A 22,370-nucleotide genomic window follows, 5' to 3' on the forward strand; every position below is an offset into this window, starting at 1 on the left:
CTAGTAGGCTATTATGGTAAATTAAGGATGGAATAAGCCTAGCCTAACTGCTTCTAAAACAATACCGACTCTTGTTTTGACATTCATTTTTTGAAATACCTGTTCACGATACCCATCAATAGTACGAGGACTAACGCACATTTTATCAGCTATTTCATGGTAGGTCATTTCGCTACAGGCATATAAGATAAAGTCCTTTTCACGGCTATTCAAGCCCAATTGTTCAATTGGGTTGGCTGTTTTTTCAGCGTGGAGATTTTTAACCAGTTTATGAGTTACATATTCAGAGTAATAGAACCCCTTTTCTATTACCGAGTCGAGAGCCAACTTGAGTTCAGAAGGGCGACAGCCCTTCAAAAGATAACCTTTTGCTCCATTGCGTAGCATTCCGATAATAGCCTCTTCTTTATCGTACATCGAAAGAGCCAATATTTTTACATTAGGATGGTTGTTTTTGAGCCACAGAGCCGTTTCGTATCCATCAAGCTCAGGCATATTGATGTCTAACAAAACAATATTAGGAATCATATTTAATTCAAAATAATGAATAAGTTGTTTTCCATTTTCAACTTCATACATCACTTCGTATTGCTCCATTTTGTCAATTAGTCCAGCAATAGCTTTGGCAACAAGCTGATGGTCGTCGGCAATGGCAATTTTAAACATAGCTATTGAATATCTTTAAGATTGGAGGTTGTGAGTATGTATTTTGTTCCAGTACCAATAGCTGTAACAATATCACAGGAAAATTGCATGAGTTCGGCTCTTTTTTTTATATTCTTCAGACCCGCCCCCGATTCAAACAAAGAGCTTCGTTGAAGCACTTCTTGAAAATCAAAACCTTTGCCATTGTCCTCAATCGTAAGGACAAACGTATTGATTTGATAGGATAGTTCAACTACGATATACTGAGCACCAGAATGTTTGATAGCATTGTTGAGAATCTCCTGAACAATTCTAAAAAGTACAATTTCACGTTCTTGCCCTAAGTTATATATTTCGCCTTTAATTTGGAGTTCGGTTTTGAATTTTTTTGTTTTTTTAATCCTATCCAATTCGTGAGCAATACTTTCATAAAAACCAAAATCTTTGACAAAATCACCATCAAGACTTTTGCTGAGCGAGCGAATATCTTGCATAGATTGTGCTATTAATAGATTAGTCTGTTTGATAAACTCTTCATATTCAGGGTCTTTTATGGTTTCTTCAAGGATATTTAGGTTAATACGAGCTACCGAAAGTAATTGACCAATGTTATCGTGAAGTTCACGACCAATATACTGTAATGTATGATTTTGTACCTCGACCTGTGATTGTAGAATTTCTTTATCGTAACTATTCCGCAGAGCTATTTTTTCTTGAATAAATTGTGTTTTACGCTTTTGAAACATAGAAGCATATATTAGAATAAACACAATGAAAATCAATAAGATTCCTGTTGCTGCAATGAATGAAAAGAGAATTTCTTGGCTTTGGATCATTGGCATTTTATCTTCAGATTTCAGGATTATCAATGTTTAACTTTTTTTGAGCACACAAAAAAGAAAGAATAAAAAGAATATACAGTAAGTAATTTGAAAAGTAGCGAGTAATTCTAAACACAGAACTCATATTTGGAAAAATAGTAACGAGAGTATTGTGTGTGCCTAGTATAAAAAGGTTTATGATATCAAATATCATAAAACCAAGACTAAACCAGAATATAGGGTAATTTGAAAAATAATTGGTTGTTTTTTCAGAAAGTAAGGTTTTTAAATACCAAAGTCCCAGAAAAATACTTAGAAAGCTTTCAAGTACATAGGCATTTGAATTGAAGGATGTAGTGAAATGTTGAATGAATATACTATTTACTAGAGCAAAAATAGAATGAAACAATATGATTAATAGGATAACTTTATTTTTTAGTTCTTGCCAAAATACTAATCCTATAAGGGTAAACTCTAACGGTTGGAAAAAATGATAAATTATACCGTCATTTTGAGCATTTAAGCGGAGACATAGAGCGGTCATTTCACTCAGAAATGTAAGAACTAGCAAGAGTAGTATGGTTTTACTACTCTTGCTAAGCAATTTATAACGAATAGCTCCTATAGTTATTCCTAATATTAGTATTAAAAAATATATATAGTTAAATAGCATAATAATCTTGATTTTATATTATTTAGGACATCTAGGAACACATGGGTCTACATACTCTAATATGTAGTTATTTGCTAATACACTATTTATTCCTCTATCGGCAGCATCTTTTTTAAGATAAATTCTCTTGTCAACTATCTTGCCATCAGGGCCTGTAAATGACTGCACACCTGTCAAAATAAGAGTAGTTTGATGATTCAAAGAATCATAACCTAATTCAATGAAAATATTGTTACATAGAGGTGATTGGCCATTTTGTTCGATAATAAACTTCTGAAGTTTTTTGCTATCTACAATCCAACCTTTCAGTTCATTTGGCCACGAAACAAACTTATTAGATAAATTATTTGGGTCTGTAGGCGAGTTGTGTAGTTTTTTGACAAAATTTGAAGCAAGCCATATAGCATTTTCATAGGAAATCGTATCAGTTCCTTTCTTCTTGTCAGGATTAGTAAAATTAAATGTTAAAGTGTTTTGTAAATCTTTTTGTGTAAGGGAAAATACCTCACTTTTTTTATAGAAAAGCCAATATCCTAATAATACGCCGAGTAGTGCTCCTATTGTTACACCTATTGCTAATTGTTTCATTATAGTGTGATTTATAAAGGTTTAACGATTATTTACAGAAAACTACTGAACTCATTTGTTATTTGCAAACATATACGTTAGTTATGGAAAAATACCTGTAAAACCACACTCATAATTCCGTAAAATAACCCCTACAAATCCCGTAATAGTACCCTTAAATCTCTTCTATCACTGATTGTCCTTTTGAGCAATCGCCAGAAGTCCACTGCCAAGTTTCGTGAAGGCGGATTTTTCCGTTGGGCAAAATTTCAGGAATAGACTGGCAAATACCCGTCATGAGTTCTCCTTGGGTATTTACCTGATGATACCGCATATCTATATGCCCGTTGTCGTCTACCAAACCAATCAAATGCCCTTTGGTAATTTTTCCACCACTGTATTCTGCCGTGAGAACACGGCCAATTTGTTGGTAAAGAAAGGTTGTCTCAGCAGATGTTTCTCCGTTGTCGGAGTTGGCAATAGGTTTGAAAGTTTTGTCGTGGTAATTCATGATTAAAGCATTGAGTTAAAAATAAGGACTACGTAAAAATAGTTTATATATTTTTTTACTGAAAAACTATTGCTATTTATTACAGGCAAGATTTATGAAAATACTGCTAGTAATCAACGTTCTAGCATTGTTTTGTACGTGCATAGAGTATTTAGGGCTGTACGAAAGATGCTGAAGTCAGCTATTTAAAAACTAAGCCATTGTATCAAAGTACCAACATCTGCAATAGCATTTAACCTTCCGTACAGCACTAATGGGTATTGGTTTTCCCTTGTGGTTTTATACCTAACTAATCAAAAAATTAACGGCCAAAACACCCACTAGCCCCATTACACCAACAATGGTTTCCATGATAGTCCATGTTTTGAAAGTATCCTTAATACTTAGGCCAAAATATTCCTTGAACATCCAAAAGCCCGTATCATTCACGTGTGAGCACATCAAACTTCCAGCACCAATAGACAACACCATCAGCTCTGGATTGGCTCCTGAGCTAGCAATAATAGGCTGTACAATACCAGCGGCGGTAAGTCCTGCAATAGTGGCCGAGCCAAGGGCAATCCGAATAATTGTGGCTATAAGCCAACCCAGTATAAGGGGCGAAAGGGTAGAGCCTTCAAAAAGAATGGCAATATCTTTGCCGATACCACTATCGGTCAGGATTTGTTTGAATGCACCACCTGCGGCAATAATCATAATAATCATGGCAGCCGAGCTTACCGCACTGCCCGATTTGTCCATAAGCTCTTTCATGGTTTTGCCTCGACGAACACCTAGCATTACAATGGCAAAAATTACAGCAATGAGCATCGAGATACTTGGGTCGCCCAAAAACTTCAAATAATGCCTTAGGTAATTGCTTTCGGGTAGAGCCAGCTCGCTAGCGGTAGCCAAGGCCATCAATACTACAGGAATCAAGGCCGACAAAAAGCTTAACCCAAAGCTAGGCATTTCATCTTCGGTAAATTGTTTATTTTCAAAAAGCCCTTGAGGAGGATTTGCTTTGATATGCCTGATAAATTCTGGAAAAATTAAGCCCGCTGAAACCAAAGCAGGAATGGCTACAACTAGGCCATAAACCAATGTTTTGCCAATATCGGCTTTGAAAATAATGGCAATAGCCGTAGGCCCAGGGTGTGGAGGTAAAAAACCATGCGTTACCGACAAAGCCGATGCCATGGCTATACCCACATAAATAACGGGTTGACCAGTATTGACAGCCACCGAAAATACCATCGGAATCAAAATCACAAAACCTGCATTATAAAACATGGCAATACCTACCGCAAAGCCCGTGATTAATAAAGCTAATTTTACTCTTTTTACCCCAAAGTACTTAATAAGTACCGAGCTAATTCTTTGGGCAGCCCCACTTTCAGAAAGTAAACTTCCAAGCATAACACCAAAACCCAAAATCAAAATCAGCGAACCAAGGGTGCTACCGATACCTTTCTGAACAGTAGCAATGATGTCGAGCAGGGGCATTTCTTTGGCAATACCTACCAATAAAGCCGAAATAATCAATGAAATGAAGGCGTTGAGTTGGCAAATAGTAATCAGTAAAAGCAGTAATAAAATACTGATAATTAGAATAATAATGGACATAGTTATATGGTTTGAGTATGAATGGAGGATAGTAATATTTATCAAAAATAGAATAAACCCCCAATAACTATATCATTTTGTACAGCTTTTATAAAGAAATAAACAGATACAAAAAGCATAAATTGTATAAAAGCTATATAGAAATGGTGAGACTTTCACGAAATTATCCTAAATTGGTGAAATGAAAGGGAATAACAACAAGAAAATGTAGATGAAAGTATAAGAGAAAAAAAGCGTATAACTAGTTCATTATGAGGGATAAACAGCAAATAGGTCATTTTGACAAACTGAAAATTCTCATAAATTCGTTCTAGGAAATTTCTTTTTGACTAACTTTGAGGGCTAAATTTTCTCCTAATTAAAGGATTGTTATTACCTAATCTATGTCAATTCTTCAGGAATTGGCATTCGATAAATTAAAACGATAAAATGCGAACTCTGTTGGATTTTGAAAAACCCATAGCCGAATTAGAAGCCAAATTGGCAGAAATGAAAAAATTGGCGATTGATAATAACGTAGATGTTTCTACCGCTGTAGCTCAGCTAGAAGGCAGTATTGAAGAGTTAAAAAAAGAAACGTTCTCTAATTTGACCCGCTGGCAAAGAGTACAGCTTTCTCGTCATCCAGAACGCCCTTATACACTCGATTATATCGAAAATATGTGTGAGGAGTTTATTGAACTTTTTGGCGACCGTACCGTAGCCGACGACAAAGCAATGGTGGGTGGTTTTGGTAAAATCGACGGGCAGACGGTCATGATTATTGGCCAGCAAAAAGGCCGTAATACCAAACAACGTCAATTACGCAACTTTGGAATGCCCAATCCTGAAGGCTACCGCAAAGCTTTGCGTTTGATGAAAATGGCCGAAAAATTTAATAAACCTATTGTTACGCTGATCGATACTCCAGGGGCATTTCCAGGGCTTGAGGCCGAAGAACGTGGACAAGGCGAGGCTATTGCTCGTAATATCCGTGACATGTTTATGCTTAAAGTACCCGTAATCTGTATTATTATTGGTGAAGGGGCTTCGGGTGGTGCTTTGGGTATTGCTATTGGCGATAGGGTTTTGATGCTTGAAAATGCGTGGTATTCGGTAATTTCGCCAGAAAACTGTTCGACGATTCTTTGGAGAACATGGAATTTTAAAGAACAAGCAGCCGAAGCACTTAAATTGACCGCCGAGGATATGCTCAACAACAAGCTTGTCGACGGTATTATTCCCGAACCACTTGGTGGAGCTCATTTAGACTTTGCGTTGTCGTCGCAAACTGTCAAAAATGTTATTCTCAATACAATTGCTGAATTAAACCAACTTACGCCAGAAGAGCGTATCGACCAACGCATTGAAAAATTCAGTGCAATGGGTGTGGTAACAGAATAAGACTTTCTAATCTTGAAGGTAATACCCCATATGTATGGGTGTATTACCTTTTCTTTTTTCTATGAAAAATATCATCTTCGACTTAGGAAATGTCATTATCGACATTGATTTCTCTCGTACCTTCAAAGCACTGGCTGCTCTTTCTAATAATTTGTCTTGGGAAGATGGCGAGCGTATTGTCAAAGAAAAACAACTATGGGTTAATTACGAAAAAGGCCTTCTTTCCGACCAGCAGTTTCGTGATGCCCTGCGTCAGGAATTGAATATTATAGCTACCGACGAGCAAATTGACGTAGCTTTCAATGCCCTGTTGTTGGATGTCGACCCTCGCCGAATCGAGCTATTAAAACGCCTCAGAAAAAAGTACAAAATATTTGTACTATCCAATACCAGTCATATTCATATAATTGATGTCGAGAAAATTTTGTTTCGTTGTACTGGCGAAAAACATTTGGCCGATTTGTTCGACCACCTGTTTCTTTCTTACGAAATGGGTAAAGTAAAGCCCCACGTCGATATTTATGAAGCCGTGTTGGCACAAGCAGGTATAGAGGCTCATGAAACCTTATTCCTCGACGATATGTTAGTAAATCTTGAAGGTGCTGCAACATTGGGTATCCAAGTAAAGCAAATTATTCCAAACGAATTCACGATTTTAGATTTGTTCGCCGATGAAGCATAAGACATTAGTCATTCAATTAATTTTATTTGTAGTCACACTTATTACTACAACATTGGCTGGTGCTGAGGCTATGACAGGAAGGTTTTTCTTTTTTTTGCCCGAATCTTACATCCTTCATTTTCCTGACGATTTTTGGCAAGGGTTACAATTTTCTATTCCTTTTTTGGCCATCTTAACTTGCCATGAATTTGGGCATTATTTTACCGCAAGATTCTACAAAATTCGTACGACATTACCTTATTATATACCGATGTGGCTGAGTGCTCTTGCCATGAGTATTGGTACATTGGGGGCAGTGATTCGTATTTTAGACAAAACCCGTACACGCAAACAGTATTTTGATATTGGTATTGCGGGGCCATTGGCAGGCTTTGTAGTAGGTTTTGGGGTATTGTGGTATGGATTTAGTCATTTGCCTGCTATCGACTATATTTTCAAAATACATCCCGAATATGTTAAGTATGGATTGAATTATGCTCATGAAATGTCCAAAAATGCCAATTTGCTTAATGGACAGATGGTTTTGGGTGATAATTTATTATTCATGTTTTTCAAGGAGTTTGTGGCTGACCCAGTACTTTTACCGCCCAATTTTGAAATAATGCACTATCCATTGCTTTGGGCAGGTTATCTATCTTTGTTTTTTACAGCATTAAATCTTTTTCCAATTGGACAGCTCGACGGCGGACATATTTTGTATGGTCTTATTGGTAAAAAGAAATTCAATATTGTAGCTCCCGTTATTTTTATATTGTTTGTTTTTTATGCTGGTATTGGTATGTTTACGGTAGCCGACATCAAAGCAATAGGGCAGGCCAATGCAGCTTATACTTCCGATACCGATTTCTTTTTGTGGCTTATGGTATATGTATATTTTTTGAGGGTTTGTTTTTCAAAGCTTTCCGAAAACCCGCTCAACGCTTGGGTATTGGCTTTGGCTGTAGTTGTTATTCAGCTTGGGATGAGCGCTATTCCTTATTTTGAGCATGTTCAAGGCTTTTCGGGCTTTTTCCCTTTTGCTTTTTTATTAGGTCGTTTTTTGGGAGTGTACCATCCCGACGTAGAAGTAGATGAGCCTTTAGATTTGAAAAGAAAGCTATTAGGCTGGTTTGCCTTGGTGGTATTTGTGCTGTGTTTTACACCACATCCATTTATGTTGATAGACGTTTCAGCCAAATAAATAGGGGATATAAAAGGTATAGCAATAGCCTCACAAAATTTATGTAGGTGATTTTGTTGCTGAAAATAATATCAGTATTTTCACTCAAAATTCACTTTATGTAAAAAATATGCTAAATAAAATATTAATTTTTATATTTAAGGCTCTTGGTTGGAAATTGTCTGGCCACGTACCCATTACGGTTTCACAAAGTATTATTATTGTTGCACCTCATGCTAGCTGGGTAGATTTTCCGCTTGGCTTGTGTGCCAGAGCTGCCATTCGGCTCAAAATCAGTTATTTGGGTAAAGCAGAACTCTTTAAGCCACCGTTTGGATGGCTATTCTCTTGCTTGGGAGGGTATCCTGTCGACCGCTCTAAGCATAACAATATGGTGGATGCGGTCGTAAATTTGTTTCGAGCCAACCAACAACTTCATATTGCGATTGCCCCCGAAGGCACACGTAAAGATGTAACAAAGCTCAAAACAGGCTTTTATTATGTAGCCAAAGGAGCTAATATTCCGATAATAATGGTTGGTTTTGATTATCCTCGTAAAACAGTGTTTATCAGCAAACCTTTTTATCCGACCAATAATATAGAAGCTGATTTTGACGAAATAGCGAAGTTTTATAACAATATCGAAGGAATACAGAAAAGTTGGATTAAAGAAACAATACACAAAAGCATAAAGTAAAGATTCGGCTAACAACTTCATGAAGTGGTTAGCCTTTTTTATTATTAGGAATCAATAACTACAAGTCATTAATTTATAATTTGTGAGTATTCAAATAATCCACCATCAAGCTTCCCGCTTTTTCAGAAGCCCCTTTTTCGCCTAGAATACGGATAATCTCGGCATAGCCTTCTAGTTGTTCTTGGCGAGTTGTAAGATTAATCGTAATTTTCTCTAGCTCAATTTTGAGATTTTCGGCGGTTAAATCATTTTGAATCAGCTCAGTAACAACTTTTTTCTGAGCAATCAGATTGACCAGCGAAATAAAAGGTACTCGAATCAACCGTTTGGCAATTGCATACGAAATACCGCTAGTTTTGTAGCAAACCACCTGAGGAATATTCAACAAGGCTGTTTCGAGGGTGGCTGTACCCGAGGTAACCAAGGCCGCTTCAGCTACCGACAATAAATTATAAGAATCGTCGTAAACAATTTTGATAGGAAAAAGCGACTGCCAACGAGCGTACAACTCTTTGGGAAGATTAGAAACACCCGCTACAACAAACTGATAATCAGGGAAATTGTAAGCTTGAGTTACCATCAAAGGCAACATCTTGGCTACTTCCTGATAGCGACTTCCTGGCAAGAGGGCAATAATAGGTTTTTGTCCTACACGGGCTTCTTTTCTAAAATTAGGATTAGGCTGAAAATTGGCAATAGCATCGAAAAGTGGATTGCCCACATAATCGACATCGTAATCAAATTTTTTGAAAAAATCTTTTTCAAAAGGGAAAATTACAAACATTTTATCGACGTACTTTTTGATATTCAAAGCACGAGATTGGTTCCAAGCCCAAACTTTAGGAGAAATATAATAAAAGGTTTTGAAATGATTCTTTTTAGCAAATTTGGCTACACGCATATTAAAACCCGCATAATCAATCAAAATAACCACGTCGGGCTGAAAAGCGGCAATATCTTTTTTACAAAATGAAAGTAAACCAATAATAGTAGGAAGGTTTTTGATTACCTCGGCAAATCCCATAAAAGCAATATCCTGATAATGCTTTACCAAAGTAGCTCCAGCACTTTGCATCATATCGCCACCCCAAGCTCGAATATCGGCCTGAGGGTCTTTCTGTAAAATGGCTTTAATGAGATTAGAACCATGCAAATCGCCCGAACGCTCACCTGCAATAATGTAGTATTTCATTGTGTTTAGCAAATAAGCCAAAGGCTACAAACATTGGGGGTATTGCCCTTGCTTATAGCCTATAGCATTGAGATTTTACTCACCGTAGTATTTTACAGAATTCTTTGGCGTTTCAATCAATTCGATACAATGTAATTTTCCATCAGGAATCACTGCGTCGAGTTTTGGAGCTAAGATTTTCCAGATTTCCATTGCAAAGATTTCGCAACTCGCCATTTTGCCTTGCATAAAATCTACGTCGAGATTAAGGTTTTTGTGGTCAACACGCTCAATAATTTCATCTTTGATAATCTGACTCATTACTTTCATATCAATGACAAAACCTGTGTCGGGGTTAGGGATACCTTTCACCGTAACGATGAGCTCAAAATTATGTCCATGCCAGTTGACATTGGCACAAGGACCAAATACCTCACGATTCTTTTCCTCGGTCCAATTAGGATTATACAGCCTGTGAGCGGCGTTGAAATGTTCTTTACGAACTACGTAAACCATTTGTTTTCAGTTAATTTATTCGTTTTGCGGGAAGCATAAAAAGCTAGCGGCTATTTCTGTATTATTCCTAGAAAAGTATAGCGGATAACTTTTAACAATCACGGCAAAACTACGGGATTATATCAGCAAAATCGCTGTTGTTGGAGTTGGGAAAACGTAGCAAAACCAACGTATTTTTTAAAAACACAAAGGTAAGGTCTTTTAGTTTCACAAAAAAGTTTAATGAAAACAATCATTTTTTCAGACTCTTTAATTAGTTCAATTTATTTGACTATTTTTAGGTATGTCTTTGCTGAAAATCAGAGTATTGCTATATTGCTATAAAAATAGCCCTAAAGGGATTCTTGGAAAGTTTATATTTTTTCAAAGTTAAGTGTATTGGTTTTTCGCAAACCATTAGGTACTTTTGCTTACTTTTTCCATGAATAATACTAATATTCGTATTTATGGCTCAAGCTTATGTATCGGTTTTGTTATACTAATAAGTATAATTTAAGTTCAGTTGCTGTACATTAGTATATATATCCTCCTTACTTCTATTATAGGATTTTGACAATATAGATTTATTGATAGACTATTCAACTTTTTTTAGCATATTTACATATTCCAAAACCACTCAATTAGTTTCTATTTATGATTATTGTTACAGGTGCCGCAGGGTTTATTGGAAGTTGTCTGATTCAACGCTTGAATCAGGATAATTTTAATTACATCATTGCTGTTGATGATTTTTCCGACGAGCAAAAAAATAAAAATCTTGAAGGGAAAAAAATTCAAGAGCGTGTTGACCGTGAACACTTTTTTGAGTGGCTAGAGGATAATTACCAAGAGGTTGAGTTTTGTTTTCATATTGGGGCCAGAACCGACACCACCGAGTTCAATGTTGATATTTTCAATAAACTGAACTTGAATTACTCAAAAAAGATTTGGAAAAAATGTCATGATTACCAAATTCCATTGGTGTATGCCTCGTCGGCGGCTACTTATGGAATGGGCGAGCATGGATACGACGACAACGAAACGTTGATTCCGCAATTGAAGCCTTTGAATCCTTATGGCGATTCAAAAAACGACTTTGATATTTGGGCTTTACAACAGCAAGAAACACCTTTCTTTTGGGCTGGCCTCAAATTTTTTAATGTCTATGGCCCCAATGAGTTTCACAAAGGACGTATGGCATCGGTGATTTGGCATACTTTTAACCAAATCAAGAAAACAGGAGGTATGAAGTTGTTCCGTTCGCACAATCCCGAATACCGTGATGGCGAGCAGATGCGCGATTTTGTGTATGTAAAAGATGTGGTAGAAGTTTGTATGTTTTTGATGCACCACCGTCGTAATTCGGGTATTTATAACCTTGGGTCGGGTACAGCCAGAACATTCTTGGATTTGGCCAAAAATACTTTTACTTCTTTAGGCTTAGAACCTAATATTTCTTTTGTTGATACTCCTGAGGATATTCGTGATAAATACCAATATTTTACCGAAGCTAATATGGCTAAGTTGAAGTCAATTGGTTATGAAACACCTTTTCATACTTTGGAGGAAGGTATTGCTGACTATGTGAAAAATTATTTGGCAGAGGAAAAATATTATTAATTTGGATAAAACTTTACCAATAGGCCGTTAGCATTCGTTTGCTAGCGGCTTTTTTATTTAGTGATTTAGTGATTTAGTGATTTAGTGATTGTGATTTAGTGAATTGTGATTTAGTGAATTGTGATTTAGTGAATTGTGATTTAGTGAATTGTGATTTAGTGATTTAGTGAATTGTGATTTAGTGAGTTGTGATTTAGTGATTTTGTTGGATTTGCTTATTTTTGAACCGTTTAATCAATAATTATCTTTTTTTTTAAAAAAAGACAATTACCTTGTGTTTAGTTTTATAAATGATGTTAATCAGCATTAGTGTGTTATTTATCAGGCTGTTATAAGTGCTTGATTGTGAAAATTGGAATACGTAAACTTAAAATGAAGTACTAAATTACAGTTTGGAAAATGAAAAATATTAATACAGTATTAATTATAATAGATATTCAAAATGACTATTTTGAGGGCGGAGCAGCACAACTTGTTAGTCCTGACCAAGCAGGTAGCAATGCTCAGTTGTTACTTGAACATTTTAGGAAGAAAAACTTACCCATTATTCATATTCAACATATTGCAAACCGCCCCAATGCTACATTTTTTATTCCCGATACCATAGGGGCAGCCATTCATGAGAGTGTAAAGCCAACAGAGAAAGAAATTGTTATTGTAAAACATTATCCAAATAGTTTTCGAGAAACTAATCTATTAGCCTATTTAACTTCCCAAAAAATAACGGATTTGGTGATTTGTGGTATGCAAACACACATGTGCGTAGATGCAACAACAAGAGCGGCCAAGGACTTTGGGTTTAATTGTATCGTTGTAGGTGATGCCTGTGCTACCAAAGACCTAGCAGTAAATAATACTAAAGTCAAAGCCGCCGATGTGCAAACTGCATTTTTAGCAGCTTTGAGTTATTTCTATTCAACTGTACAAACAACAGAAGAATATCTGAGTATAAATAGCTAACGGAAGTAAATACAGTATTGTGCAGCTTGGTTTGTTGGGTATTTGAGAATTTATGAATGATTAGTATAACATAAGTATAGGAATATCCAGAATATTGCCTCAATACAGGTAATGGTGTAATACCTATTCATTTATCGTCTTTTGGGGATAAAATATTAAAAAATAAATTAACTCAATAACCTTCAAAACCAGCTACAGTATGTTTTACAAAATCAAAAAAAGCGATACCCTCGCTAAAATAGCCAATGCCTTCAGTTTGCCTGTAGAACTGATTATTGCGTATAACCCTTCTATTAAAAACCCCAATTTGATATACGAAGGACAGCTAATTCATATTCCAAATATAGAAGATATTCCAGAGAATAACTTTGATTTTGTAACCTTAACGCCACTTGAAAGGGTTAATAGAGCAAAATCTGTAATAGGAAAAGGCATTAGATATGAGTTAGGAAAAGGTGGTAGAGATGAAAAATATCATTTGCCTACTAAAGATAATCTCTGCGATTGTAGTGGCTTTGTGTGTTGGGTTTTAGGGCTTTCTCGTAAAACGGATATTCCATTTTACAAAAAACATGGAGGTTGGATTTATACTGATTCTATGGTAGATGATATTAATAGCCAAACAGGAATTTTTGAACGTTTAAGTGTTCCCGAAGTTGGTTGTATCGTTGTGTATGATGCGGGAAAAAACATAGGGCATGTTGGAATTATTTCGGAAGTAGAAAATGGTGCAATGAAAAAAGTAGTTCACTGTAGCTTGGGTAACGATAAGAAATATTCTGATGCAATTCAAGAAACTCTTCCTAATGTATTTGATAGATCTGATACTGTTTGGGGGAGATATGTTGGCTAAAAAGTCTGTATTACTGAGGTACGATTTATGAAATTTTAGTCAAATATTGAACGAAATTATGCCTCTCCACGTCGGCAGTACCAATAACCGAGAATACATAAAATAACTGTAATATGAAGACATGGATAACAATATTCTTTCGAGCTATAGCGGTAATTATTATTCTTGTATTACCATTTTTACCCATTACTGAAAGCTTTTTTCTTCCCGAAAATCAGGTCAACTATGATACCTTTAGCCAATATATAGTACTTTGTGTAGGTATTATTGCTATTGGATTTGGGCTTGTGTACTTCCTAAAAAAAACAAATAGCTTTTCAGGATGGCTGTTTTTTATGATTGGCATGATTGCGATTTTTCCATTACATCTGGGAGCTCCGCGAGAAGATGCTCAACTGCTTACTTTTTCTGCAATTGAAAAATTTAGGTATGGAATGCTACTAATAGCAGTATTGTTGTTGGTGCTTGGCGGGCTCAAGATTTTGGCAGATTTTAAAACAACTTTAGGTAAAATCACTATAGCAATTTTGGCTATTACAGTATTGCTCAATATTTGGGATAATTTCAGTTCCTTTATTTTTAGTTCAAAAATGCAAGATTGGACAGCATCAGGCAAAAATGCAGACGATTTTACCAAGCAGTTTGATTATAATATTCATTGGCGTACAATAGCGAGAGTGTTGTTATATATATCAGCAGTACTTATTGCATTTGTTCTTACAACATATACCCAAATAAGAAAGTGGCAGTTGGCTCTACTGAGTATATTTAGTTTAGTTGGAGCTACTTTTTGTGGGCTATTCTTCATCAAAAGTGATTTTCAATACTACTTTCCGTTTATGGTTCCTGCCATAGCATTAGCCCCAAGCTATTGGATTGGTATAATGTTGTTGTCAAACAAAAATACCTTGAATAAAGCGTCAAGCTAAAATAATACAAAATCAATACCATTAGCTTCTTAGAAATAACCTAATGGTATTGATTGTTAAGTGGTTATATTATTGGGCTTTGATTTATTCTATATTTGTTTTTGAAATACTCTCAAAAACAAATTACTTGCTGAAAATGAACTACGAAAGCATAGCAGAAACAATAATTGCCCTAAAAAATGCTGACTTAGCATGTAGAGAAAGACTTATTCAAAATGGACAAATTGGCCAAGTGTATCATGAAGAAATGAAATACTTGCATAATAAAAATGCCAGTATTTTAAACGATATAATAGATACAATTGGCTACCCTACCATAAACAAAGTAGGTACAGAAGCTAGTGAAGCAACTTGGCTAGTAATACAACACGCAATAGAACTTCCCGAATTTATGAAAAAGTGTGTTTTACTGTTGGAAAAAGCCGTTGATGAAAACAAAGCAGACCCTAAAATGCTTGCTTATCTTACCGACCGAATAGCTGTTTTTGAAGAAAAACCTCAACTTTATGGAACACAATTTGATTGGAACGAAAAAGGAGAGTTAAGTCCCAGTCTTTTTGACGATTTGACCAAAGTAAATCAAAGGCGAAAAGCTATAGGACTCAATACGCTTGAAGAACAAACACTAATCATAAGAAGACAAGCTCAAGCCGAAAATCAAATACCACCTATAGATTACGAAAAAAGAAAACAGGAGGTAATAGAATGGAAACGTAATGTCGGGTGGATACAATAAAAGCTACCTATTTTTATTGAAACTTTTGCAACATTTTCCTTTTAGCGGGCGAATTTATTCGTCAGTTACAAAAATTTGAGTAGCTTCGATACAAAATTTGGACACGATTAAAAACACCAATCACAATCAAACTTGTATCACCTAACTGTTAAACCATAAATTGTAGCTATATTTAAAAAATACCATGCCAATATTAAAATTAATAAGTATTTGCTTGATTTTGGCGATAATGTGTTCGTGTGATAGCATAACCTCAAGCAAACAAGCAGAAAATCTGATCAAAAACGACAGTATTGACAGAGGTTCGGCCAATATAATAGTAGGAAATACACATACATCGGATAGTACAATCGAGGAAGATACCATTACAAACATAAAATTTGAAGAGCTTTCAATGGCAATAAGCCGCCTGATTGTATTTGATACAAACAATCAACTGGATAAGATTCAAAAAGATACGGTTTATCTTTATGCCGAACTTGGAGAAACAATTGAAGGCCAAGTGATTTCTATTACGACCAATCAATTAACCAACTCAACTGTCGAACAGCGTTATGAAACAAGTGTAACAATCATGGATGAAGGGCCACATTGCGACCTTGTTGATTGGAAGCATTATACTTCTGAATGGGAAAAACTACAATCAAATAAAAAGGGGCAATATATTGGTCGGTCATATTCTGAGAAAGACTGGGAAAAATTCCCTACGATTGATATTTCAGAATTGAAAGAAAGAGTAAAAGAACAATGTGGAAAAGATTGGCTAAAACTTATTTCAAAAATTCAATCTCCAACAGAATATCCAAGTGGGGTGGGAGTAAGTCGCTATTTTCTGCGGCTTACAGGACAACGCAAGGACAATGGGCAAACCATCACAAAATTGATTATTATAGAAGTAGCAATGGGATGTTAATAAAACAGCCTCTTAAAAGTATTTTTGGGCATGGAAAATAACTTACATTTTCAGCTTGTTCAGCCAGACACATCGCTTACTGATTTTGTCTATTGTTTTTCCTCCTTACAAAATTTTTCCAATCAGCATCAAGCAGTGATAATTCCGAATGGCAAAATTGATTTAGTTTTTTCAAAAACTAAGGAAAATCAGCTTTATATAGCTCTACTAGGGCTAGAAACTAAGCCAAAGTACACCCAACAGGAAGTCTCCAATTTCTTTTCGGTAAGTTTTAATCCGCTTGCAATTGAATATGTTTTTAATTGTTCAATCGCCGATATTGTCAATACAGGAAAACTTTTACCTAGTGATTTCTGGGATTTTTGTATTGATGATTTGAATGACTTTAAAGAATTTTGTAAAAAAGTAATACAAAAAATCAATGCCCTTTTACCAAATACAATAGATGAACGTAAACGTAATTTATTCCAATTAATTGCAGCCTCTAATGGCGAAATCCCTATCAAAGAGCTTTCTGAAAAAGTATTTTGGAGTCAACGACAAATTAATCGGTATTTTAATCAGCAATTTGGCCTTTCATTAAAAGCGTATTGTAAAATACTGCGTTTTCAAGCATCTCTCCCTCATATCAAAGAGGGTAAACTGTATCCTCAGCTCAATTTTACTGACCAATCGCATTTTATTAAAGAAATAAAACAACTATCGGGTGTTTCGCCTAAAGAACTCCACAAAAATAAAAACGACCGATTTTTACAATTTTTAGTTTATGACCAGCTATAATTTTGGAGTCTAAATTTCAAAATTATGACATTAATCAATAAACAAATCGCAATCGTAGGAGGTGGTCCGGGCGGACTAACTTTGGCAAGACTTTTACAACTAAAAGGGGTACATGTAAAGGTGTATGAAAGAGACATCGATGAAAATGCAAGAACACAAGGCTCGCCTCTTGACCTGCACGATAGTTCGGGGTTAGCTGCTTTGCGGAAAGCCCATCTATTGGATGAATTCAGAAACAATTATCTGCTAGGTGCCGACAAAACTACAATTACAAATGAAAAGGCAGTGGTGTATTTCAGTGACCATGATACCAAACAACTTGAAAATTTTGGTAATCAGCATTTTCGTCCTGAAATAGACCGAGGAGTATTACGGAAAATTTTATTAAACTCGCTGCAACCTGACAGTATTGTTTGGAATAGCCATTTTTTATCGATGGAAAAACAAGGTGAGGGTTGGACATTACATTTTGAAAATGGAAAAAGCGTTTATGCCGATGTAGTGATTGGAGCCGATGGGGCCAATTCAAAAATCAGACCTTATATTACCGATATTACATCTTTTTACACAGGTATTATGATGCTTGAAGGCAATGTTCATAATGCCGAAATGGCTATTCCTCAAGTAGCTTCTGTACTTCGTGGAGGTAAGATAATGGCTTTTGGCAACAAAAAAGATATACTCTTAGGACAAAAAGCCAACAGAGTGGTAGGTTTTTATATAAGCTTTAAGGCTGATGAAAACTGGCTTTCTAAGTGTGGTTTAGATTTTTCTAACAAAACACAGCTATTAGAGTGGTTTAAAAACGAATATTCTGATTGGAGCGAAATTTGGGATGAACTTATCAAGAAAAGTGAAATGCCATTGATACCAAGACCTATTCAGTGTATGCCTTTAGCTCAGACTTGGAAAGCCTCACCCAATTTGACCATCATTGGCGATGCCGCTCATGTAATGCCTCCTTTTGCAGGAGAGGGCGTAAATATGGCAATGCTCGATGCCTTAGAGTTAAGTGAAAGTTTGACTTCCGGACAAAATAAAACATGGCAAGAAGCTATTGCTTTTTATGAAATAAATATGCGTAAAAGGGCTTCACTTATGGCAAAAGAATCTCTTGAGAATGGAGAAAGAATGCACAGTGAAAATGCTTTGACAACGATGCTTAACTTTTTTAGTGGACATACCCCTGACTAAAACTACCTCTAATTGATTAGTTACTAGCTTAGAAGGTTGGTCGAAATATTGCTTTACTGTACCTTCTAGGCTTTTATATAGGATGAATTTTATCTGAAAAAATAGCCTTCACCCTCCCAGAATTTAGGAAATACAGTTTCCCAATCCGAGCTTTAAGCCTAAAATAATTAAACAATAGCAAGAAATGATTTGAAAGAGGATAAGTGCCTTTATTGAGACGGTAAAAAAAATCGATACGTTATTATTGAAAGAAAGAAATTAAACATACCAAAACCTCCTAAGATCTTGGTGCTGAGCAGTAAACGGAAAAATACCCAAATTATCTTTTTCAGTCTAGTCAAATCTTCTATCTTAGCCGAATGTTTGGACACTTCTTATGTACCCCCTAAACAAGAATAGTCATTAAATAGAACTGAAAAATGACAACAACCAACGAGCAAACCGCAATCAAAACAACCTATTTTAGTATTATCGGAAATGCCTCATTGGCAATAATTAAAGGACTTGCGGGCTTTTTTGGTAATTCATACGCTTTAATTGCTGATGCCATAGAATCAACCACCGATATATTTGCTTCTTTTTTGGTATTATTTGGTATAAAATATGCCAACAGACCAGCCGATAAAAATCACCCTTATGGACACGGACGGGCTGAGCCTTTGATAACATTTTTGGTGGTTGGTTTTTTAATTACCTCGGCTACGATTATTGCTTACGAAAGCATCAAGAATATTTCTACGCCACACGAATTACCCAAAGTTTGGACGTTATTTATTCTTACGCCGTTGATTATCTGGAAAGAAGTATCATTTAGGTTGGTCATGAAAAAGGCCAAAGAAACCAACAGTTCGTCGCTAAAAGCCGATGCTTGGCATCATCGAAGCGATGCAATTACCTCTGTTGCTGCTTTTATGGGTATTTCTATTGCTTTGTATTTTGGCAAAGGTTATGAAACCGCCGACGACTGGGCAGCATTGTTTGCCTCGGGGTTTATCCTTTATAATAGCTATCATATTTTCAGACCAGCCCTTGGCGAAATTATGGACGAACACCTGTACGACGACCTCGTTGAAGAAATCAGAAAGGTATCGTTGACAGTGGATGGGGTGGTAGGTACTGAAAAATGTTTTATCAGAAAAGCAGGAATGAAATATCATGTAGATTTACATGCAATGGTTAATGCCGATATTACCGTAAAACACGGACACGATATTGCCCACAACCTCAAAGACACTTTGCGTAATAAAATCCCCGAACTAGGACACGTTTTGATTCATATCGAACCCGACGTATATCCTGAATAAAAAGCACTCTATACTTTCATAAATCAGTTATTCTGTATGCTAATGTGAATAACTGATTTAGCGAATAATAAAAAACTTTCATTATTCACTAAACCATAACTCCCTCATTGAACTAACTTACTCACTTCTGAGTGACTGTATTGGATTGGCAGTAGCGGCTCGGATAGCCTGAAAGCTGATTGTGATAAGAGCAATAGCAATAGCCACCAAACCCGCCAACACAAATATCCACCAACTGAGTTCTATGCGATATGCAAAATCGGTAAGCCAAATATTTCCTGCCCACCAAGCCAAAGGCGATGCGATACATAAGGCAATAAAAACCAATTGTAGGAAGTCTTTCGACAAAAGCATTACAATTTGACTAATAGATGCTCCTAATACCTTTCTGATTCCAATTTCCTTGGTTTTTTGTTCAACATTGAATAACGCCAGCCCAAAAAGCCCTAAGCAAGAAATAAAAATGGCCAAGCTTGAACACGTGATAAATAACCTACCATATTGCTGTTCTGTGTGGTATTGTTGGTTAAAATTATCGTCGGCAAAAAAGTATTCAAATGGATTACCTACAAAACTCTTTTTGAAAGTTTGTTCTAATTGAGTCATTTTCTGACCTATATCTTTGGTTGTAAGACGTACCGTATAATAGCTTTGGTTAAACTGAGGCACAATAACCGTAGGTTCGATAGCCTGTTTTAGCGAAAAGTGATGATAATTGCTGATCACACCAATAATTTCAAAAGTCTTTCCCCAATTTACCTTTTGTCCGATAGCGGCTTGTGGCGATACAAAACCTAGCGACTCGGCAGCTTGCTGATTGATAATCAGTTTGTCGCCCTCATAACCCTGTTCACACATGGCATCGGTAAAGTTATTGCCTGCTAGCAAAGGAATCTGATAAATAGCGAAATATTGGTTGTCGGCCGACATCACTTGATACACCTTTTTCTCATCACCAGTTTGAGGGTTTGGTTTAGTAAAACCTTCTATCGAGAAATTAAAACTATTGCCAGGAACGCTGCCCGACATACTGTAACTTTTTACAAATGGTAATCCAGCCAAGGCTTGTTTGAAAGCAATTGAGCTTTGTTTGCGGTTTGGGCTATCAGTAATTTGTGGCCCTTTAATTACCAAAAGCTGGTCGATATTCATACCAAGGTTTTGGTTTTGCATATACATTAGTTGACGATACAGCACCAAGGTTGATATAATCAGCGAAACTGATACCGTAAATTGAAAAACAACAAGGGTTTTTCGTAAGAAAATACCCTTCACCGACTTACTAAATGTGCCTTTGAGGGTTTCGGTAGTAGAAAACGACGACAGCACCATAGCGACATATCCACCCGACACCACGAGGCCCATCAAAATAACACTCATGGAAATACCCCAAAGCTTGTTCTCGAAAATAGTGCTGAACGAAAGATTTTTCTGAACTAAATCATTAAAATAGTCTTGTGTTAGAGCTATAATCAAAATAGAAAATATAACTCCGCCAATATTGAGTAGCAAAGATTCTCCCAAAAACTGAGCAACAAGCTGTGGTCTACTTGCACCAACGACCTTTCTAATACCAACCTCTTTACCTCTTTTGATAGCACTAGCAGTAGAAAGATTAATATAATTGAGCCACGAAATCAGTAAGATAAGTATGCCGATACAGCCTAACAAATAAATAAACTTGAGGTTGCCACTGGTAGGAGCGGTGTCGCCAAGGCTTTTGCCTAAATGCAAATACTCAAAATCTTGTAACTGAATCTGGGCATTGGCTTGCGGAAAATTCTTGTGAAGCAAAGTATTGGCTTTGTCGGTCAATGCCAAGCGATTGGCCGTAGGAGCAAGCAATAAAAAGCTATGGAAAGAATAAAACCCTAAGTTACTGAGGTTTGCCCAATCATTTCCGTTGAGGTTGGCAGGATTTTCTAAGGTTTTTAGAGAAAAGAAATAGCCATAGTTTAAATCAGAGCCTTCGGGGGCATTTTGACAAACGGCTGTAACCTCATAGTTCGTTTTGCCAAATTGGTTATAAAGCGTAATCGTTTTGCCAATGGAATTGGTGTTTGCAAACAACTTTTGGGCTTCTGACTCACTAATAACTACTTGGTTTGGAGCGTCCAGTTGGGCGTTGCCACTTATGATAGCTTGGGTAAATATCCTGAAATAACTGGCATCGGTATAAGTAATATTTTTTTGACGAAAAGATTGAAGCGTATTGTCGGGCTTAGTAGTGGCAACAATTCCTGTGGCCGTACCAGCATCCATAATACGACAATAGGCCTGTATTTCACTAAAATTTTGCTTGAATTGCGGAGCAAAAGGAGGTGGCGTAAAATCGTTAACGCTATTATTGTCTTGAGATACCGTATTGACCCTTACTATATGGTTAGCGTTGAGATGATTCTGATTAACCCCTTGCTCAAAACTGATATATTCGAGCATCAAAACAAATGCCGAAATAGAAAGAGCTATTCCAAGGATATTGACAATTGAAAATACACTGTTTTTGCGTAAGTTCCTGAAGGCAATTTTAAAGTAGTTTTTCCACATCGGTTTGTTTAGTTAAAGGGTTCAAATTACCATATATAACTAAAAATCTATGCCAATGTTGTAATATATTGAAAAACAGCGATTTAGTTGGTGGTAGAGAAATCTGGCTGTTCGATTTTGATACA

General features: G+C 36.2%; 21 protein-coding genes and 1 pseudogene. 14 read left to right on the top strand and 8 right to left on the bottom strand.

Translation table 11 applies throughout. The annotated features are described in order from the left end of the window. Window positions 1–21: 21 nt before the first annotated feature. From FLEMA_RS0102600 to FLEMA_RS0102625, 5 genes are all read right to left on the bottom strand, one after another. A complete protein-coding gene (locus tag FLEMA_RS0102600; protein WP_026994107.1) occupies window positions 22–666 on the bottom strand; it encodes a response regulator transcription factor in 645 nt (214 codons plus the stop codon). Between the two features lie 2 nt (window positions 667–668). Continuing rightward, on the bottom strand, window positions 669–1,391 hold the full coding sequence (locus FLEMA_RS0102605; RefSeq protein ID WP_229359335.1) for a sensor histidine kinase: 723 nt from the start codon (window positions 1,389–1,391) through the stop codon (window positions 669–671). Window positions 1,392–2,157: 766 nt separating this feature from the next. Continuing rightward, a complete protein-coding gene (locus tag FLEMA_RS0102615; RefSeq protein WP_026994110.1) occupies window positions 2,158–2,727 on the bottom strand; it encodes a hypothetical protein in 570 nt (189 codons plus the stop codon). A gap of 154 nt (window positions 2,728–2,881) precedes the next feature. Next, entirely contained in the window at window positions 2,882–3,217 is a 336-nt protein-coding gene (locus FLEMA_RS0102620; RefSeq protein ID WP_174395946.1) for an avidin-fold protein, read from the bottom strand. 285 nt (window positions 3,218–3,502) lie between these two features. After that, window positions 3,503–4,822, bottom strand: coding sequence for a gluconate:H+ symporter (locus FLEMA_RS0102625; RefSeq protein WP_026994112.1), 1,320 nt, complete (start codon window positions 4,820–4,822; stop codon window positions 3,503–3,505). Window positions 4,823–5,251: 429 nt separating this feature from the next. On the opposite strand from FLEMA_RS0102625, the gene FLEMA_RS0102630 reads away from it, so the two are divergent. The 4 genes from FLEMA_RS0102630 to FLEMA_RS0102645 all read left to right on the top strand — a co-directional run bounded on the left by FLEMA_RS0102630 (window position 5,252) and on the right by FLEMA_RS0102645 (window position 8,743). After that, entirely contained in the window at window positions 5,252–6,205 is a 954-nt protein-coding gene (locus tag FLEMA_RS0102630; protein WP_026994113.1) for an acetyl-CoA carboxylase carboxyltransferase subunit alpha, read from the top strand. 61 nt (window positions 6,206–6,266) lie between these two features. Beyond that, complete coding sequence (locus FLEMA_RS0102635) at window positions 6,267–6,887, top strand: HAD family hydrolase (RefSeq protein WP_044174228.1); 621 nt, start codon at window positions 6,267–6,269, stop codon at window positions 6,885–6,887. Continuing rightward, a complete protein-coding gene (locus tag FLEMA_RS0102640; protein WP_026994115.1) occupies window positions 6,877–8,067 on the top strand; it encodes a site-2 protease family protein in 1,191 nt (396 codons plus the stop codon). The genes FLEMA_RS0102635 and FLEMA_RS0102640 overlap by 11 nt, the downstream gene beginning before the upstream one ends. A gap of 109 nt (window positions 8,068–8,176) precedes the next feature. Further along, a complete protein-coding gene (locus FLEMA_RS0102645; protein WP_026994116.1) occupies window positions 8,177–8,743 on the top strand; it encodes a 1-acyl-sn-glycerol-3-phosphate acyltransferase in 567 nt (188 codons plus the stop codon). Window positions 8,744–8,816: 73 nt separating this feature from the next. On the opposite strand, the gene lpxB is transcribed toward FLEMA_RS0102645, so the two are convergent. Beyond that, on the bottom strand, window positions 8,817–9,935 hold the full coding sequence (gene lpxB, locus FLEMA_RS0102650; protein ID WP_026994117.1) for a lipid-A-disaccharide synthase: 1,119 nt from the start codon (window positions 9,933–9,935) through the stop codon (window positions 8,817–8,819). A gap of 75 nt (window positions 9,936–10,010) precedes the next feature. Continuing rightward, entirely contained in the window at window positions 10,011–10,430 is a 420-nt protein-coding gene (locus FLEMA_RS0102655; protein ID WP_026994118.1) for a 6-pyruvoyl trahydropterin synthase family protein, read from the bottom strand. A gap of 633 nt (window positions 10,431–11,063) precedes the next feature. Between FLEMA_RS0102655 and rfaD the strand changes: the two genes are divergently transcribed. From rfaD to FLEMA_RS0102700, 10 genes and pseudogenes are all read left to right on the top strand, one after another. Further along, window positions 11,064–12,029: an ADP-glyceromanno-heptose 6-epimerase gene (gene rfaD, locus FLEMA_RS0102660; RefSeq protein ID WP_026994119.1), complete on the top strand. Its 966-nt coding sequence runs from the start codon at window positions 11,064–11,066 to the stop codon at window positions 12,027–12,029. Between the two features lie 92 nt (window positions 12,030–12,121). Then, window positions 12,122–12,196: pseudogene (locus tag FLEMA_RS77335) on the top strand (pentapeptide repeat-containing protein); the annotation flags it as partial. Window positions 12,197–12,428: 232 nt separating this feature from the next. Next, entirely contained in the window at window positions 12,429–12,989 is a 561-nt protein-coding gene (locus tag FLEMA_RS0102665) for a cysteine hydrolase family protein (protein ID WP_044170668.1), read from the top strand. Between the two features lie 199 nt (window positions 12,990–13,188). After that, window positions 13,189–13,842 carry a LysM peptidoglycan-binding domain-containing protein gene (locus FLEMA_RS0102670; RefSeq protein WP_026994121.1) on the top strand — a complete coding sequence of 218 codons (654 nt, stop codon included), beginning with the start codon at window positions 13,189–13,191 and terminating at the stop codon, window positions 13,840–13,842. Between the two features lie 113 nt (window positions 13,843–13,955). Further along, window positions 13,956–14,771 (top strand): hypothetical protein, encoded by an 816-nt coding sequence (locus FLEMA_RS0102675; protein ID WP_026994122.1) that lies wholly within the window; start codon window positions 13,956–13,958, stop codon window positions 14,769–14,771. 136 nt (window positions 14,772–14,907) lie between these two features. Next, entirely contained in the window at window positions 14,908–15,507 is a 600-nt protein-coding gene (locus FLEMA_RS0102680) for a DUF6624 domain-containing protein (protein ID WP_026994123.1), read from the top strand. A gap of 184 nt (window positions 15,508–15,691) precedes the next feature. Further along, a complete protein-coding gene (locus FLEMA_RS0102685; protein ID WP_218918518.1) occupies window positions 15,692–16,420 on the top strand; it encodes a hypothetical protein in 729 nt (242 codons plus the stop codon). Window positions 16,421–16,450: 30 nt separating this feature from the next. Beyond that, a complete protein-coding gene (locus FLEMA_RS0102690; RefSeq protein ID WP_026994125.1) occupies window positions 16,451–17,200 on the top strand; it encodes a helix-turn-helix domain-containing protein in 750 nt (249 codons plus the stop codon). Between the two features lie 24 nt (window positions 17,201–17,224). Then, window positions 17,225–18,394, top strand: a complete 1,170-nt coding sequence (locus tag FLEMA_RS0102695) for an FAD-dependent oxidoreductase (RefSeq protein ID WP_026994126.1) — start codon at window positions 17,225–17,227, stop codon at window positions 18,392–18,394. Between the two features lie 419 nt (window positions 18,395–18,813). Further along, the gene (locus FLEMA_RS0102700; protein WP_026994127.1) at window positions 18,814–19,698 is read left to right on the top strand and encodes a cation diffusion facilitator family transporter; all 885 of its coding nucleotides are present in this window, start codon (window positions 18,814–18,816) and stop codon (window positions 19,696–19,698) included. A gap of 117 nt (window positions 19,699–19,815) precedes the next feature. Here the strand turns inward: FLEMA_RS0102700 and FLEMA_RS0102705 are convergent, their stop codons facing one another. Further along, window positions 19,816–22,245, bottom strand: coding sequence for an ABC transporter permease (locus tag FLEMA_RS0102705; protein WP_026994128.1), 2,430 nt, complete (start codon window positions 22,243–22,245; stop codon window positions 19,816–19,818). Window positions 22,246–22,370 lie beyond the last annotated feature (125 nt).

The sequence above is a fragment of the Flectobacillus major DSM 103 genome (assembly GCF_000427405.1).
GTDB classification, from domain to species: domain Bacteria; phylum Bacteroidota; class Bacteroidia; order Cytophagales; family Spirosomataceae; genus Flectobacillus; species Flectobacillus major.